The sequence below is a fragment of the Tissierella pigra genome (genome assembly GCF_009695605.1).
In the GTDB taxonomy this organism is placed as follows: Bacteria; Bacillota; Clostridia; order Tissierellales; family Tissierellaceae; genus Tissierella; species Tissierella pigra.
In genome coordinates, this window is the sequence record NZ_VUNQ01000011.1 from 23,493 (window position 1) to 40,453 (window position 16,961).

The 16,961-nt window shown below is 31.3% G+C and carries 14 protein-coding genes; all 14 read right to left on the reverse strand.

The window, feature by feature from the left end:
* Positions 1-39 precede the first annotated feature (39 nt).
* The 14 genes from FYJ83_RS06655 to FYJ83_RS06720 all read right to left on the reverse strand — a co-directional run bounded on the left by FYJ83_RS06655 (position 40) and on the right by FYJ83_RS06720 (position 16,380).
* A complete protein-coding gene (locus FYJ83_RS06655) occupies positions 40-1,440 on the reverse strand; it encodes a sigma-54 interaction domain-containing protein (protein WP_154439555.1) in 1,401 nt (466 codons plus the stop codon).
* Between the two features lie 111 nt (positions 1,441-1,551).
* Positions 1,552-3,000 (reverse strand): aminoacyl-histidine dipeptidase, encoded by a 1,449-nt coding sequence (locus FYJ83_RS06660; RefSeq protein WP_216584593.1) that lies wholly within the window; start codon positions 2,998-3,000, stop codon positions 1,552-1,554.
* An 18-nt stretch (positions 3,001-3,018) separates the two neighbouring features.
* Positions 3,019-4,230 carry a peptidase T gene (gene pepT / locus FYJ83_RS06665; protein WP_154439556.1) on the reverse strand — a complete coding sequence of 404 codons (1,212 nt, stop codon included), beginning with the start codon at positions 4,228-4,230 and terminating at the stop codon, positions 3,019-3,021.
* Positions 4,231-4,354: 124 nt separating this feature from the next.
* Positions 4,355-5,875 carry a YfcC family protein gene (locus FYJ83_RS06670; RefSeq protein ID WP_154439557.1) on the reverse strand — a complete coding sequence of 507 codons (1,521 nt, stop codon included), beginning with the start codon at positions 5,873-5,875 and terminating at the stop codon, positions 4,355-4,357.
* A gap of 289 nt (positions 5,876-6,164) precedes the next feature.
* Positions 6,165-7,829: a hydroxylamine reductase gene (gene hcp, locus FYJ83_RS06675; RefSeq protein ID WP_154439558.1), complete on the reverse strand. Its 1,665-nt coding sequence runs from the start codon at positions 7,827-7,829 to the stop codon at positions 6,165-6,167.
* Between the two features lie 147 nt (positions 7,830-7,976).
* Entirely contained in the window at positions 7,977-8,219 is a 243-nt protein-coding gene (locus FYJ83_RS06680) for a hypothetical protein (RefSeq protein ID WP_154439559.1), read from the reverse strand.
* Positions 8,220-9,221 (reverse strand): ATP-binding cassette domain-containing protein, encoded by a 1,002-nt coding sequence (locus tag FYJ83_RS06685; RefSeq protein ID WP_154439560.1) that lies wholly within the window; start codon positions 9,219-9,221, stop codon positions 8,220-8,222.
* Entirely contained in the window at positions 9,214-9,915 is a 702-nt protein-coding gene (locus FYJ83_RS06690; RefSeq protein ID WP_154439561.1) for a GTP-binding protein, read from the reverse strand. The genes FYJ83_RS06685 and FYJ83_RS06690 overlap by 8 nt, the downstream gene beginning before the upstream one ends.
* Before the next feature lie 15 nt (positions 9,916-9,930).
* Positions 9,931-11,163 carry an ABC transporter substrate-binding protein gene (locus FYJ83_RS06695; protein WP_154439562.1) on the reverse strand — a complete coding sequence of 411 codons (1,233 nt, stop codon included), beginning with the start codon at positions 11,161-11,163 and terminating at the stop codon, positions 9,931-9,933.
* A gap of 274 nt (positions 11,164-11,437) precedes the next feature.
* Complete coding sequence (locus tag FYJ83_RS06700; protein WP_154439563.1) at positions 11,438-12,406, reverse strand: Rpn family recombination-promoting nuclease/putative transposase; 969 nt, start codon at positions 12,404-12,406, stop codon at positions 11,438-11,440.
* Between the two features lie 604 nt (positions 12,407-13,010).
* On the reverse strand, positions 13,011-13,919 hold the full coding sequence (locus FYJ83_RS06705) for a hypothetical protein (protein WP_154439564.1): 909 nt from the start codon (positions 13,917-13,919) through the stop codon (positions 13,011-13,013).
* Positions 13,916-15,415: a stalk domain-containing protein gene (locus FYJ83_RS06710; protein WP_154439565.1), complete on the reverse strand. Its 1,500-nt coding sequence runs from the start codon at positions 15,413-15,415 to the stop codon at positions 13,916-13,918. The genes FYJ83_RS06705 and FYJ83_RS06710 overlap by 4 nt, the downstream gene beginning before the upstream one ends.
* 489 nt (positions 15,416-15,904) lie before the next feature.
* Positions 15,905-16,240 (reverse strand): hypothetical protein, encoded by a 336-nt coding sequence (locus FYJ83_RS06715; RefSeq protein WP_154439566.1) that lies wholly within the window; start codon positions 16,238-16,240, stop codon positions 15,905-15,907.
* Positions 16,241-16,257: 17 nt separating this feature from the next.
* On the reverse strand, positions 16,258-16,380 hold the full coding sequence (locus FYJ83_RS06720; protein WP_154439567.1) for an Rpn family recombination-promoting nuclease/putative transposase: 123 nt from the start codon (positions 16,378-16,380) through the stop codon (positions 16,258-16,260).
* Positions 16,381-16,961: the final 581 nt, after the last annotated feature.

The following is a 16,961-nucleotide window of genomic DNA, read 5'->3' on the forward strand; positions in this document are numbered from 1 at the left end:
AACGTATAATTTTAAGGTTGAGGAATTTTTTCCTGCCAATTAGGAATTTTTTCCCGTGCTGAATTTAAGGTCAATCCCAAGTCTTTTTGCCTTTTTTCTTAAGGTACTGGCTTCTAATCCGGTCATTTTGCTTAACTCATGTATATCTCCTGCCTTATACATATATTCATCTAATAATACTTTCTCATAGTTATAGATATTTTCCTTAAAGGATTTAGTCTCATCTAATGCCATAGTTCTAATTTTGCCTATATCTCCACTTAAAATATCTCTTTCACTTATTAGATTCATTTCAGACGTTACAACTAATCTTTCAATTTCATTTTCTAACTCACGTATGTTTCCCGGCCAATCATAACTAATTAGTAACTGCATTGCCCTTGAAGAAATTCTTTTATCATAATTATAATGTTCATTTAATCTTTCTAGGAAAAACTTAATCAATGGAACTATGTCTTCTTTCCTTTCTCTCAAGGGAGGAATATCAATTGGAACAACCTTTAATCTGTAGTATAAATCGCTACGAAACTTTCCTTCTTCTACCATTTGATGTAAATCCTTATTTGTAGCAGCTATAATCCTAGTGTCTACAGATATATTCTCTGTACCCCCAACCTTTTGCAATACTTTATCTTGAATTACAGATAAAAGCTTTACTTGTAGATTAAGTGGCAGTTCTCCAATTTCATCTAAAAATAGAGTCCCCTTATGTGCCAACTGAATCAACCCTATTTTCCCTTCTTTCTTAGCTCCTGTAAATGCTCCTTCTACATATCCAAATAGTTCCGATTCTATTAGACTTTCAGGAAGTGAAGAACAGTCAACCTTTATAAAATTTCCTTTTTGTCTAAGACTATTTTCATGTATATATTTACTGAGAACCCCTTTTCCTACTCCCGATTCTCCTGTAATCAATACTGTAGAATCTACCTTGGCAATTCTAAGAGCTAAGTTTTGTATATCCTTTATAACTTTACTTTTGGCTATCATATAATTATCTTCTGTTTCCTTAGCATTTAATATATCTAGCTCTCTTTGCATCCTTATATTTACGCTTCTTAGTTCATTTAATTGAAACTTCAAATTTTCTATACTTGTTATGTCCATAACACTTACAACTACATTTATCAGCTGTCCATCTTCAAAAATTGGGACTCCTGTGGAAAAAATATTTTTTCCATTTGCTTTCTGGGTTTTCCCCACTACTTCTCCCTTTTCAATAACTTCCAAAGCAACAGATTCAGAATAAACACCTTCACTTACTAGATTTTTCATATCCTTTCCCACAATCCAATTGCTTTCAATTCCTTCTATTTCTTCACAGGCCTTATTATATAAAATTGTTACACCTTTAGAATCCACTACATGAACTCCTAAATTTAATGAATTAAATATATCTTTAATCTTATTTAGGTTTAAACACATTTTGACATTTTCCATATTAACACCTCTTTTAACAGCATTATTAATTATATAACATTATATCATAAGGCTATGACTATATAAAAAGGCTAGTTAGAAAATCTATTCTCCAACTAGCCTTTTACTCGGTTATTGTAATTTAGTCAAAAGTTTAATTAAATATTCATAGGTCCTCTCTGTAGATGATATACTAAGTCTTTCCTTTGGAGTGTGAACATCATACATATTAGGACCAAAGGAGATAATATCCAATTTAGGATATTTTTTAGCAAGTACCCCACATTCCAATCCTGCATGAATAACTGTAGATTCCATTTCTTTTCCAAACATATCTTTGTATATTTCAAGTGCTGTATCTCTTAGTCTTGAATTAGGATTGTATTCCCATTCTGGATAATTTCCACTTATACTGCATTTAGAATGGGTTTTGTTTATTTCATCTACAATCTTTTCACGTAGTTCCATCAATACACTTTCCGTAGAACTTCTAGTAGATACTTGAATAATAATTTGCTCATCTTCTATTTTTAATATGGCCAAGTTACTAGAACTTTCTACTATTTCCTTATTGTCTGGAATCATAGTATATACTCCAGTAGGAATATTGTGAAGAAGCAGAGTTAAAGCATCAAAGGCTTTGTTATCTATTACCTTGCTTACTTCTTCTCCTTTAGATACTGCTACATCTATTTCTGGTTCTTCTGATTTATATTTATTTATAGTTTTTTCTTTGATTTCTTCTACTTTGTCTATAAATTTAGATATTTCTTCTGATTTTACACCAACTGTAACAGATGTTTGTCTTGGAATAGCATTATCCTTAGTTCCACCATTGATAGACACTAATTTTATATCAAAACCATCTTTTAGTTCTTCCACTATATCATTTAAAATCTTGTTAGAATTTCCTCTAGGTTTGTGAATTTCCATACCTGAGTGTCCTCCAAACAAGCCTCTTACTTCTATATGAACAGCTGAATAATTTTCTACTTCTTCATATTCTATAGGAATTCTTACTTCAATTAATTCTCCACCAGCAGAGCCAGTAACTAGAACTCCTTCTTCCTCTGAATCTACATTTAACAATCTCGTCCCCTTTAGAACATTTTCAGATAGACCTAAAGCTCCCTCCATCTCCACTTCTTCTGATGTAGTTACTAAAAGTTCTATTTCAGGATGCTCCAGTGTATTATCTTCAAGTATTGCAAGACCCATGGCTATGGCAATTCCATTATCTGCCCCTAAAGTAGTTTTATCTGCATATATATAGTCTCCATCTATTTTTAATGAAATAGGGTCTTTGGCGAAATCATGGTTACTATCATCTTCTTTTTCACCTACCATATCCATATGACCTTGTATAATAACTCCTGGAGAATTTCCGTATCCTGGAGTAGCTGGTTTTCTTATGATTACATTTAGTGTGTCATCTTGAATAGTTTCAAGTCCTAACTTTTCTCCTACACTTTTAATATAATCACTTACTCTTTTTTCATCATAGGAACATCTAGGTATTTGTGTTAATTGTTCAAAGTAACAAAAAACCCTTTCTGGTTTTAATCCTTCTAATTTACCCACCTTATCACCTTCCTTTGTTTACTTTCCGTTGTTCTCCACAATTTTTACAATTAGTTGAGATGCTAATTTCATAGATTCAGTTGGAATAAATTCAAATCTTCCGTGGAAGTTATATCCCCCTGTAAAAATATTAGGGCAAGGTAAACCCATATATGATAATCTAGCACCATCAGTACCACCTCTAATTGGCTGAATCATTGGCTCAATTCCAAGGTCCAACATAGACTTTTTAGCTAATTCTATGATTTCCATATGAGGTTCAACCTTTTCCTTCATATTGTAATAACTATCTTTAATTTCTATTTTAATTATATTGTCATATTTATCATTTAAGAAATTAACTATTTTTCTAAAGTCTTCTTTCATCTTTTCAAATTTTTCTCTGCAATGCTCTCTAATAATATAGGTAACTACAGTATAGTCTACAGTTCCATTAATTTCATCTAGTAAATAAAACCCTTCATATCCTTCTGTATATTCTGGTTTTTGATTTACTGGAAGCATATTATCTATTTCCATAGCTATTCTTGAGGAATTTATCATGATATTTTTTGCTGTTCCTGGGTGAACATTTTTCCCTTGAATTTCTATTTTTACACTTGCTGCATTGAAGTTTTCATACTCTAATTCACCTATAGGTCCACCATCTACAGTATAAGCAAAATCTGCACCAAAATCTTTTACATCAAATAAATCTGCTCCTCTTCCTATTTCTTCATCTGGTGTAATTCCAACTTTTATATCTCCGTGTTTTATCTCAGGATGATTAATTAGATATTCCATAGCATCGATAATCACACTTATTCCAGCCTTATCATCTGCACCTAAAAGTGTTGTGCCATCTGTTGTAATGAGTTCCTTTCCAACTAAATCTTTTATAAAAGGAAACTCTTTCTCTGTTATACTATATTGTTCATTTAATTTTATGTCTCCACCTTCATAGGTAAATATCTTTGGATTTACACATTTACCATCCAAATCTGGACTAGTATCTAAATGAGCTATAAAGCCTATGGTTGGTACTTTTGTGTCCATATTAGATTTTAATGTTGCATATACATATCCATTTTTGTCTTGACGTACATCTTCAAGACCTATCTCTTGTAAGTCTTTCACTAAAAGGGCACCTAGTTCTAGTTGTCCCTTTGTACTAGGACAAGTACTGCTATTTTCATCAGACTTAGTGTCTATAGCAATATAGTTTTTAAATCTTTCAATAATTTTATCCATATTAATCATCCTTTCAATTAATTATCCATAAAAAAGGCTTCTAAAGAAATCTTTTCAGGAAGCCTTTTTTATATTCATGAAGGAAAATTCTTAATTGCAAAAATAGAAAGAACCTTCCTATTCATTATAATAGTGTTTGTATTACAAGCATGGCTATTGAGAAAACTCCTATTATCCCCATAAGAGGAAGTATAAATTTTAGCCATTTATTATATGTTACATCTACCATTTCTAAAGTTGCTAAAATTAGTCCAGTTGGAGTAATAAATGCCATCCAACCTTGACCCCAGTTATATGCTGTAACTACAACATCTCTAGCTACTCCAACAGTATCTGCTAAAGGTGCCATTATAGGCATTGAAAGTGTAGCAAGACCTGATGAAGATGGTATAAAGAATCCTAAGAAACTAAATAATATCATCTGAACTCCTGCAAAGATACCACCATTCATATTTCTAATAATAGATGATGTGTAGAATAACAATGTATCTGAAATCATTCCATCATCCATTACAATATTAATAGCTCTAGCAACTCCTATTATAAGTGCTACTCCAACTAAGTCTGCTGCTCCAGCTACAAATGTGTTTATTGCCTCTTTCTCAGAAAGTCCTGATAAGAACATTATTATAATAGCTACTGATAAGAAAAGTCCGCCCATTTCTGGGAACCACCATCCACCACTAGAAACTCCCCAAATCATAACTGGAAAAGCACCTAAAAATACAACTAATATTAAAATCCTCTTCCAATTAAAAGGTGCAACATTGTTTGGGTCATAGTTCTTTAAAAATCTTTCTTCAATTTTATCCATATCCTCATGAACTATGGAACTCTTAGGGTCTTTTCTAACCTTTCTTGCGTAATAATATATATATACAAGAGTTATTATAGTTGCAAGTATCAGTGCTATAATACGGAATGTAAGTCCTTCGTTAAATGAAATCCCCGCAGCATTTGAAGCAATAACAACTGAAAAAGGATTCACTGTCGAGAACATAGAACCGATAGAAGAACCCATATATATTGCTGCAATGGCAACTATTGCATCATATCCACTTGCTATAAATATAGGCATCAATATAGGATATAGGGCTATTGTTTCCTCTGCTAATCCAAAGGTAGTACCTCCCAAAGCTATCAACGCTGTTACAAAGATTACTAATAAGAATTCTTTACCCTTTGTTTTTTTAGATAAAGCTGCGATTCCTGCATCAAAGGTTCCAGTTTTATTAACTAAACCTATGATTCCACCAAGAATCAATACAAATACCATAATGTCTACTGTATCCATAATACCCATAATAGGGGACATTATAACTGGTAATAATCCTTGTGGTGATTGTTGTATAGTCTCATAGGTATCTGGAATTGCTATGGGTTTCTTTATACTTCCATCTGTAAACTTGCTTAGATCCATTTTAATATTTAGACTATCAAGGGTTTCTTGAGTTGCTGGAAGTTCTGAAACTTCTCCCTCTGGATTTACTACTGTAAAGATATTTTGTTCTGAATCATATTCTAACTTTGCATAAAGTCCTGCTGGAACCATATAAGTTAATATAGCAGCCAATATTAATATTATAAATAAAACTGTAAATGCTGTAGGAAATTCAAATTTCTTTTTTTCCTTATTTTTTTTCATATTTTCATCTCCTGTTAAAATATTATGAGTTTGAGTATTCACTACTATTGTTTACATTTATTAATTAATTATAAATATTTTTGTTTATAATCATTCTTAATAATTGTATATTAGGTTTTTATAAATATATTTCCCAATATTTTTGTCACTCCTTCTATGTCTAATTTTTATTTAATCAAATAAAGCTTACCATAATTTGTTAAGGCTTACAAGATATAACACACCAAATTTTCTCTTATGTACGAAAATAGAGATAACTCTATTATTTAGAGTTATCTCTATTTTTATTTTAAGCTTCTACAGCTTCTCCCATGAACATTGCTATGTCATCTTCTACATTTGATATTGTTCCTATTCCAAAAGTATCTACTAATACTTTAGCCACATTTGGTGAAAGGAATGCTGGTAATGTAGGTCCTAAATGAATGTTTTTTACACCTAAGTGTAACAATGCAAGTAATACGATTACGGCTTTTTGTTCATACCAAGCAATATTATATGCTATTGGTAATTCATTTATATCATTTAGTTCAAATATTTCTTTTAATTTAAGAGCTATAACTGCTAAGGAATAAGAGTCGTTACATTGTCCTGCATCTAATACTCTTGGAATTCCTCCAATATCCCCTAAATTTAATTTATTGTATTTATACTTTGCACAACCTGCAGTAAGGATTATAGTATCCTTTGGTAATGCTGCTGCAAAGTCTGTATAATAGTTTCTACTTCCTTGTCTTCCGTCACAACCTGCCATTACAAAGAACTTCTTAATTGCACCTGATTTAACTGCTTCTACTACTTTATCCGCTAATGCAAATACTTGAGCATGAGCAAATCCACCTACGATTTTACCTTTTTCTATTTCTGTTGGAGCTGGTAATTTCTTTGCGTGTTCAATTAACTCTGAGAAGTCTTTTTGTTTTCCTTCTACTCTATCTGCAATATGTTTGAATCCTGGATAACCTGATGAACCTGTTGTATATACTCTATCAGCATAGGATGCTGCTGGAGGTACTATACAGTTTGTAGTAAATAATATAACTCCATTGAACTTTTCAAATTCTTCTTTTTGTTTCCACCAAGCATTTCCATAGTTTCCTACAAAGTGATCATATTTTTTAAACTCTGGATAGTAGTTTGCTGGTAACATTTCACCATGAGTATAAATGTCTACTCCTGAATCTTTAGTTTGCTCTAACAATTCTTCAAAGTCTTTTAAATCATGTCCTGATACTAAAATACCTGGTCTATTTGATACTCCTATATTTACTTCTGTTATTTCTGGATTTCCATAAGTAGATGTATTTGCCTTATCAAGTAATGCCATTACATCTACACCAAATTTACCTGTTTCTAAAGTTAATGCAACTAATTCATCTGCTGTTAAACTATCATCTGTAATAGCAGCTAAGGCTTTTCTTATGAATTTTGAAATTTCTTTGTCTTCATAGCCTAAGTTACTTGCATGTTCTGCATAGGCTGCCATTCCCTTTAGTCCATAAGTAATTAATTCCCTTAAAGACCTTACATCTTCATTCTCAGTAGATAATACTCCAACTTTTTCGCTAGTTGACTTAAATACTATTTCATCATTTGAATTAACAGTAAATGTTGAAGCATCTTTTAACTCTCCTAGTTCAATACCCTTTTCAGTTAATGTAGCTTTTAATTCATCTCTTACTTTAAGAGCTTCTTTAATTTTTGCAAAGAATCTGTCTTTATCAAAGTTTGCATTGGTAATTGTCATAAATAAACCATCAATTATTAATCTATCAAGTCCTGGAATTTCAATTCCATTCTCATCTGCTTTAACTCCCAACAAAGAAATACCTTTTAACGTATAAATCATTAAATCTTGTAATGCCGCTAAATCTGCAGTTTTACCACACATACCTACTTTTGTACAACCTTTTCCTCCTGCTGCTTCTTGACATTGATAACAAAACATAGTCATTATTTCTCCCCCTATTATATATATTTATAGTGTTTATACACGTTGTTCCTTTTATCTTACATTTATCATTATATATAAACTCATTTAATATTTCGGTAACATATGTTACGAAGTAAAAAATTTTTATAATTTTTTGTTGATTACCAACTAATAATCTTTACCTGCTGGTTTGATTCTTTCTGGGTATGCTACTGAGCAAGGTGTTACACCATAAACCATATTACAATGAGGGCATTTTGTTTCTAAATGAGTCATTTCAAACTCATTTTCACATTCAACACATTTTATAACAACTCCCGGTGGCATTGGGCGAGTATTGAATCCCATCATTCTTATTTTATCTACTACTTCTTTTCCACTTCCGAAACTTCCTGTACATCCGTCGTGCATTTATATTTCCTCCTTTTTTAATTGTTCTCCAGTTCTAAGTTTATTTCTCATTCCTTGAATTACATTGTCCATCTTTTCAAGCTCTATTAATAATCTTTTTTCTTCATCACTTGTTTCTATAATTTTATCTATACCGCCATTTTTGATTATAATTCTCTTATGTGCCATAAGGGCAAGTATTGGATCATGGGTTGCCATTAGGACTATTTTATCTTCAGATACCAACAGTTCCAATGCCTTTTTTCTATCTATTCCTGCATTTTCTATTTCATCTATTAATACTATTGGCGAAGAACTAAGTATTGCTGTATCTGCAATCATCAATGCTCTTGATTGTCCACCACTTAGTGATGTTACAGGAGTATCTAGGTTGAATTTTTCTCCAGCTAAATTATTGGCAGCTAATATTATTTTTTCTGTTGTTCCCTTTACATCTTCTACTAGTCTGCTTTCTGCATGGAGTTCTAAGAACTCCCTTACAGTAAGATCCATTACAAAATTCATGTTTTGAGATAATTGTGCTACTAATTTATTATTAGATGAAAATCTCCATTTCTTGTCTGGCAATTCATCATTTATAAATATGCTTCTTCCTGTAGGGGTATCCTTTTGAGCAGTCCATTCTATATCAGCTAAAAGCCTTGATTTTCCTGAACCAGTAGGCCCTACAATAGATATGATTTCAGATTTATTTATGGTCAGTTTCTCAAATCCTTCTTTATTACCTGACTTATCATGACCTGGTAATATAGTTAGAGACTTTACCTTTGTATCTTCCTTTATTCCTAGAAACTCCTTCATCTGTTCTATGAAGGCTTCTAAATCTAGTATTAATTTCTCCTTATTTATTGCCCAGTTTTCTATATCTTCTTCACTGAAAGTATCTAGATATTCTTTAAATGTTTTATCTCTATGATTTTCAATATCTAATTTGTTTTCCTCAAAATAACTTATTACAAAAGGATACTTTTCTTCTAATTCTCTTATGGTTAAATTATTCATAGTCTTCACCTAAATCCATTTTTCTTACATTTCCCATTTGATAAGCCTCTCCTATTCTAGTTTCGCCTAAGCAATAGGAACACATGGCTGATGGCATTGGGAATCTTAGTTCCATTCCTTGTACTGAATCTATTTTTTGTTCTTCGTCAAATAATAGGGTGCTTAATTCATAGGCACCTTGACCTGTAAGTCCATTAATGTGCATAGTAGTTGCCCTTGGGTTTACTGAATTTACTTTTGAGGCAAATACTTCTCTTTCTGCCTGAGACACTATATCTCCCTTAGTAATAACTACTATATCTGCTGATTTTAACATGGGACCAATTTTCTTTGGAGTATTTATTCCAGATAAATTGTCTATGACACAAACACCTTTTATATTTCTTATATAAGGTGAACACCTATTACAAAGTCCTGCTGACTCAGTAATTAACATATCTAATTTCATTTGATTTCCCCATTTTACTACTTCTTCTATATTTGAAGCAAAGAAATGGTCTGGGCAAAGAGCTCCTGAAAGCCCCTTCTTTACTGGAATCCCAGCTTTATCATATAATATATCATCATCCGTATAAAGACAGTCAAATTTCACTACTCCTACAGAAATATCTCTCTGTTTTAAAGCATCTATTGTTTTCAATATTATTGAGGTCTTCCCTGATGAAGGGGGACCTGAAAATACGATTAAATTCATTTTCTACCTCCTATCCTAAACTGCATCATGAAATATTTTTTCACATTTTCTTATTAATTCGCCAATATCATGATTATTTATATAGTCCCAACCAAGCCACATAAACTTCTGCTCCATAGATAAGTTATTATCCACCTCTGGATTAGTTGATGGAAACTTTCCATTGGTTGAAAGTATTTCTCCTACTTCTTTGGAAAAGAAGAAGTCTACAAAAGGTTTTGTTTGCTTCTTAGTCTCTTTCTTAGCCAATAAAAATACTGGAGAAATTATTGCACCGTCTTCTGGCCATACGGGCTTTAATGGAGACTCACTTCTTACCATCTTTGTGAAGAAATATGGCATAATGGTTATAGTTGGAATCTTAGACTCCGTTTTCTTTGTATGAGCCTTTACCATTTCTGCAGGGTGCATACTCCTTAGAAGTGTTTTTCCAAGTTTAGTTACTCCTTCTTCTCCATAGTTTTTATATATATTTAAAAGTATAGCATTAAATAAATCAAAATCTTTCATAGGAAGGGATACAGAGTCTTCAAATTCTTCTTTTAATAAATCCTTCCAAGACTTAGGCATCGGTCTATCTCCTAATTCTTCAGTATTTACCATAAATACAGCAGGAACTACTGCTATTATAGAATATTGTTTTTTTGGGTCTTTTAAATCTATTTCTTCATTATCAAAATCTTTATTTAATTTTTCCAACCCTGTAATATCTTCAAATACTCCTCTTGATTTAAACTTTCCCATTAATTCCTTATCAAAGAATAAATCAAATCCTGCTGACATAAATAAATCTGAAAGAGACTCTTCCTTATCGGAATGAATCCTTTCCTTTATCCAATCTACACCTAAGTTTGCAGACTTTAATTCATAGTCAACCTTAAAATCAAATTTATCCTTATTTTCATCCATCCAAGTATTAAATCCTTCTAGTAAAGGAACTCTTACTGGACAAGGCAAAACTCCTTCTATTTTTATATCTCCTCCATTTTGTCCTTTAGGTGCAGATAATGCTGAATCTACCGACACTCTATTTTGTTCTATTACATCTACTAATTTTTGAGTAAATAATTCTACATTTACCTTTTTAGTCATACAAGCCATTTCAAGGGAAATTGTCTTACCCATTAACTTTCTCATTTTCTCGTTGGCTAATTGTTCAAAGCCACTTTGTACAAATGTATCTATGGTTTCTGGATATTTTTCCGTTATATCATATACCTTATCTTTTATATCAAAATATTTATTCATATTTACCTCCTATATAATCCGTCATTCTCTAAGGCTATTATACCCATAAACAAAAAAATAGTCGGTAACTATTGTTACCAACTATTTTTATTTATTGAATAAAAGTTCTCTGGTTCTTTTTTATGTGATTTTAAGTCATTATGTCTCTATATCTGCTTTTCAATGTGTTTCTTGATGCAAGCTTTGCTAATTTGTTTAGTTTAAAAATAAATTCATACGATTTTACTCTAAAATACGACAGGAATTTATTATACTTGCCCCATTTATATTATTTTTAATTATTAAGTTGTTCCTTTAATTCTTCCACCTCAGATTTAGAAAGACCTGTTGCTTTTACTACTAATTCTATTTCTAATCCTTCTTTTAATAAGTTTTTAGCTACTTTTTCTATTCCTTTTTCTATTCCTTTTTCTATTCCCTTTTCTATTCCTTCTTGTAGTCCTTTTTCCATTCCTAATAACTCTCTTCTTTCTAATATACTCATAGTAACAGCCCCCTTTCCATCTAATTTCCTTATTTCCTCTTTTATATCTTCCTCTGTAGCATCACTATTGGTTAATTCTATATATTTTAAATATATTTCCCCATAATATACTATTGTCTCCAAGGACTCTTCTTTTTGTACTTCTTCTAATGCTAATAGAAAGTTTTTCAAAACCACTTCCAAATCCTCTTCAAAAGAATATTTAAAGGCTTTTAGCATCATTGCTGTTAATCTAGTTAGTTTCTGAAAATCATTTTCCTCATATTCTCCTATATTGAAAAAATCATATTTGAATACTGGTACTCTTTCTTTAAAGTATTCTGGTAACTGATAAAAATCTGGTATCATATCTCTTATATCTGTCCTAATATTCCATTTTTCTTTTCCATGATAAATAAGCATTGGAATTATAATTGGCAGTTCTTCTTTGTTTTCTTTTTGTATTATTGTCATCCACGATTCTAAAATATATTTATTTAATTGAAACATTGCCAATTTATCTTTATAGGATTTATGCTCTATTAGAAAAGATATATAGGCATCTTTATTATTTATTTTTACCCTATAAATTAAATCTGAAAAATTTTCTTGTAACTCTTTATTTATAAATGTATCCTTTTGAAGTTCTAAACTCTCCATATCTATTATATCTAAAGCTTCTTTAGGTATATTATTTTCTATAAAATCTTTTGCTATTCTTTTCTGACTAAATACTTCCTTAAATGTGGCATCATGCTTATTTGCTATTTCACTTTTCATCCTATCACCAACTTTTTTAGTCTTCCTAATTTTATTATATCATTTATATAATTGTTCTTCCATATATTCTATTTGTTAAAAGACACTACTTTTGAAAACATAAAAACTTTTTATTATAATTTCTTGGAATCTGAGACTCAAGCTCTAAAGTTATGATTTAATTTTATTAAGTGTATAATACAAAAGAACTATTATTGTAGTTCCATAAAGAATTACTAACTGTTGAATTAGATTTCCAATAGGTATTGTAAAAACAAAAGATATAAAATAGCTAACACAAGTAAACACTATACAAAATATGAGGTTTAGAAGAAAATGTTTAATTCCATTTACTTTATTTTTTTGTACAAAAAGGACGACTAAATATCCTAAGCATATTAGTATCATAAAAATCACCAGAACATTATTCATCTTCCATAAGTTAGAAATATATTGATAATGCTCCTTTTGTATTTGTCCATTTAAAGAATATTTTTCAATATATTGAAATCTAGAAGTTTCTATAAATAAATATATTGAATTAATTAAAGTTAAAAATAAAAAATAATATCTTACATTCTTATATTTTTTAAATTTAAAAACAGAATCTTTCATGTTAGTAACCTCATATTCTTGTAGGTGGTGTTGGTAGGTCTGTAGTCGTGGTGTAGGAGTATAGGAATACCTCTCTATAAGAATCCTCACATACGTATGGGTCTGAAGGGGTGCAAGGTGTAGGTCCTTTACCTTCGGGTGGCATCTGATTCTTCTTCTTTTCCTTCTCTTTCTTTTCCTCTGATTCGTGGGTCTCCGTTGTTTCAAACACTAATCCTATTGGGAACGATGCCATCGAATGGTTCTTAAACCAGTCTACATCCAACATTATAGTCCTCAAAGCCTTTTCGTAATCATAATTAGGGTTAGTTGTTGGGTAGTCCTCTTTAAATTTGGCTACCATGTCCTTTATAAATTTTGGGTCATTTAAATTTCCTCCTGCATCACTGTGCCTTTGTGCCATAGCCTGAACTGATGATGGAACTTGAGGCCATTGTTGAATCATGTCCTTAGATACGGTAACATCTGCTGACCATTGTACATAAGTTTGACCGTTCTTTGTAACATAACCTTCTATTTTAAAATTTGATAAGGCATCCGAATCTAACATTCTTTCCCCAAACGTATCTGTGACTTGCTGTCCATTAGTAATGCTTTGCCCATTGGGGGTGGTATGTCCGTTGGAGTTGAAGTTTTTCCCTTTGCCTGCACCTTGTAATGCATCTTTTCCCCAGCTTACGTTTACCTGTGTGGTTCCATTTGGTACTGGCGTCATGTTAGTTACTTTCTGGGTGTAGGTGTCGTTCCCATTATCTCTAGTTCTGGTATCATTAGGTTTCCCATCTGGGTTTAGGTAAAATCCTACACCCGGGACAGATAAGGTTTGGTCACCAACCTCGGCATCTCCTGCAAATACTGTTGATGTTAGTAACATTACTACACATACCAGTAGAGTTATCTTTCGTTTGTTTGTTATCATTTTAAATCACCTATCTTTATTAATTGCTTAGTCTCTGAATATTTCATTCCTTTACGGCTTGAAGGTTTATCCCTTTTCATATTGCCTACCTTAACAGGTTTATTCAGATTAATTTCAATTACTGTATTGTTGTCGTAGAAGTATAATGTCTTTAATGTTTTACCCTCTAGAGTCTCACCTTTGTTAGCATATATTGTTCCACTCTGTGCCCTAGTTGTGTATACAGTTCCTTCTGTGTCTGCTATTGCTATTGGGTGCATTGTTCTAGGACTTACAGGGCTCCTCACAGATACATCTAACCCAACACCAATCTCCCCATCATTATTTTCTTCAATTCCATATTGAGGTATTGTTATATCTTTATAATAACTGGTTGCGTCATATAATTTACTTCTACTAAAACTTAATTCCTGTTTTACATTTCCTAAACCTACTAACTTCTTATATTTATTCTCTATATACTTCCCATCTTTATTTGGGATTTCTTTTATGGTTGATAGGTCTACTGCTGTGTAGGTGGGTGATATATAATACCCATAATCCTTGTAATAGGATATTACTTTATCTAGGTTTTCCATTGTTGCCTTATTACCACTTTGACTCGGTTTCTCCGCAGGCTTTTCTACAGGTTTCTCTACTGGTTTTTCCACTGGCTTTTCTACTGGTTTTTCAACTGGTTTTTCAATGGGCTTCTCTACAGGTTTTTCCGCAGGTGGGGTTACTGGTTTCTCTATTGGTTTTTCAATTGGTTTCTCTACTGGCTTTTCTATTGGTTTTTCAACTGGTTTTGTAGGTGTAGTCGGTTTCTCTGTAGGTCTTTCCACAGGTTTATCCACTGGCTTCTCCACGGGTTTTTCTGTTGGCTTGGTTGTAGGTTTTTCAACTGGTTTCTCCTCCTCGTGTTTTTGTTTAGGTGCACCTTCTTCTCTAATATCTATTGCCTTTGCTTCATGATAATAGTCTACTGTATATCCTAGGCTTTCCATTATACTTCTAAATGGTAGGTAGGTTCTACTTACAGCAGGGTCTACAGTTGCTGAGGTATCTAATTCTACTAATTCTCCATTTGTGGACATTACCCTTTTGTTTATTGGATACTTTAATTCTTTACCATTTCCTTTGGCTATGGCTAGTGAGTTTGCTTGGTCCCATGTTAGGTCTAATCCTTCTATATTGTCTGCTATATCTCTTATTGCCACAGATGTTCTACCATTTACCATTTTAATTCCATAGGCAAACTTATTATCCAACCTTACTTTTGTACCATCTTTTCGTATTAGTGTTACTTTGTAATTGTAGGCTGCATCTTCCATCTTTTCAACATTGGTCTTGTATTGGGTGAATGGGGTTTTAGTATTGTCCATGTTATTTAATACTGCTGCTTGTGTAGTATTTTGTATATTCTCCACGGCATTACAACCTACTGAGCCTAATAGTGTAATGGCAACTAATGTAGTTACTCCTGTTTTCTTTAAAATATCTGCTTTCTTATTCATTTATATTTTCCCCCTATTTTTTATAATTGTTCTTTAATTCAACTTTTTACTAACTTATGTAATTTAAAAATAAATTCATCCAATTTTACTTTATAAAATACGACAGGAATTTGGTATGCCTGTCGTATTTATATTATTTTAGTTATCAAGTTGTTCCCTTAATTCTTCCACCTCTGATTTGGAAAGACCTGTTGCTTTTACTACTAATGCTATTTCTACACCTTCTTTTAATAAGTTTTTAGCTATCTCAATATTTCTTTTCTGACTAAATACTTCCTCAAATGTTTATCATTTTCTATAATATAAAAGTTAGATAAAATTCAGGTTCCAAATTTAAGCGTACGGTTCCAAGAATAGCCTTAATAAAAGTTAAACTCTTAAAAATAGTTAGTAATTATTGTTAACCATTCAAAGCATTGGGACAGAATGCATGTCCCCATATCCTTCTCACTCCATGCAGTCTATTATCAGTTTAAGTGCCTGGCACCGTTAGTTTAATCCGATTATAGTAAAGTTCACTAAATATCCATTTTTACTGATTTCTGCTTCACATACTAATCCTAATTCTTTTTCTTTCCACTCTTCTGATAGACACCATGTATCTTCATTTAAATATTCTTCAACTGTATATTTAAAATTTATATTTAATACAAACTCAACACAATCAGAATTTTGAGCAACTATATGACATGATTCTATATTAGATGATTTCATTTCATCGAACCTTAAACCATCATCAGATATCCTCTCAATTAACGGTTGTTCTAAATATTTCTCTATATTGTCTTTATTGTTCAATGATATAGCCATAATTTTTTTATCCATATACAAATCTCCCTTTCCTAATCTATTATATCTAAAGCTTCTTTAGATATATTATTTTCTATAAAATTTTTTGCTATTCTTTTCTGACTAAACACTTCCTTAAATGTGGCATCATGCTTATTTGCTATTTCACTTTTCATCCTATCACCAACTTTTTTAGTCTTCCCAAATTTATTATATCATTTATATAATTATTCTTCTACATATTCTAGCAGTATAATTTTATTCTATTATATCTACTTTAATATTGATGATTCTAAAAAATCCATAAATAAGTATTACCTAGGCATTTTGTATAATTTCTACAACTGCTATTTATTCAAAATCATATTAATTCTATACCTTTTATATTGATTTATAGCCACTTTGTATAGTTAATATTATACGTTTTCTAAATATTATTATATAAGCACTTTGTGTAGTTTGTCAAAAGACACTACTTTTGAAAACATAAAAACTTTATGATTTTTTAACCTGTTTATAGTTATTACTTGTAATTTTTATTTATCACTTTCTATAATATAAAGTTTAGTTAAAATATAGGCTTTAAATTTAAGTGTGATGTAGAATTAATTTTCCCAAATCACACCTTTCTTATATTATGCTTATATTATGCTTAAAGTAGATATTATAACAATTATATCTACGATTCCAAGAATAACTATAATAAAAGTTAAATTTTCATAAACAAAAAAATAGTCAGTAACAACCGTTACCAACT

Excerpts from the sequence above, each read along its gene's own strand:
- FYJ83_RS06655 (WP_154439555.1), bottom strand. The coding sequence starts at position 1,440 with ATGGAAAATGTCAAAATGTGTTTAAACCTAAATAAGATTAAAGATATA.
- pepT (WP_154439556.1), bottom strand. The coding sequence starts at position 4,230 with ATGGATAAAATTATTGAAAGATTTAAAAACTATATTGCTATAGACACT.
- FYJ83_RS06670 (WP_154439557.1), bottom strand. The coding sequence starts at position 5,875 with ATGAAAAAAAATAAGGAAAAAAAGAAATTTGAATTTCCTACAGCATTT.
- hcp (WP_154439558.1), bottom strand. The coding sequence starts at position 7,829 with ATGACTATGTTTTGTTATCAATGTCAAGAAGCAGCAGGAGGAAAAGGT.
- FYJ83_RS06680 (WP_154439559.1), bottom strand. The coding sequence starts at position 8,219 with ATGCACGACGGATGTACAGGAAGTTTCGGAAGTGGAAAAGAAGTAGTA.
- FYJ83_RS06685 (WP_154439560.1), bottom strand. The coding sequence starts at position 9,221 with ATGAATAATTTAACCATAAGAGAATTAGAAGAAAAGTATCCTTTTGTA.
- FYJ83_RS06690 (WP_154439561.1), bottom strand. The coding sequence starts at position 9,915 with ATGAATTTAATCGTATTTTCAGGTCCCCCTTCATCAGGGAAGACCTCA.
- FYJ83_RS06695 (WP_154439562.1), bottom strand. The coding sequence starts at position 11,163 with ATGAATAAATATTTTGATATAAAAGATAAGGTATATGATATAACGGAA.
- FYJ83_RS06700 (WP_154439563.1), bottom strand. The coding sequence starts at position 12,406 with ATGAAAAGTGAAATAGCAAATAAGCATGATGCCACATTTAAGGAAGTA.
- FYJ83_RS06705 (WP_154439564.1), bottom strand. The coding sequence starts at position 13,919 with ATGATAACAAACAAACGAAAGATAACTCTACTGGTATGTGTAGTAATG.
- FYJ83_RS06710 (WP_154439565.1), bottom strand. The coding sequence starts at position 15,415 with ATGAATAAGAAAGCAGATATTTTAAAGAAAACAGGAGTAACTACATTA.
- FYJ83_RS06715 (WP_154439566.1), bottom strand. The coding sequence starts at position 16,240 with ATGGATAAAAAAATTATGGCTATATCATTGAACAATAAAGACAATATA.
- FYJ83_RS06720 (WP_154439567.1), bottom strand. The coding sequence starts at position 16,380 with ATGAAAAGTGAAATAGCAAATAAGCATGATGCCACATTTAAGGAAGTG.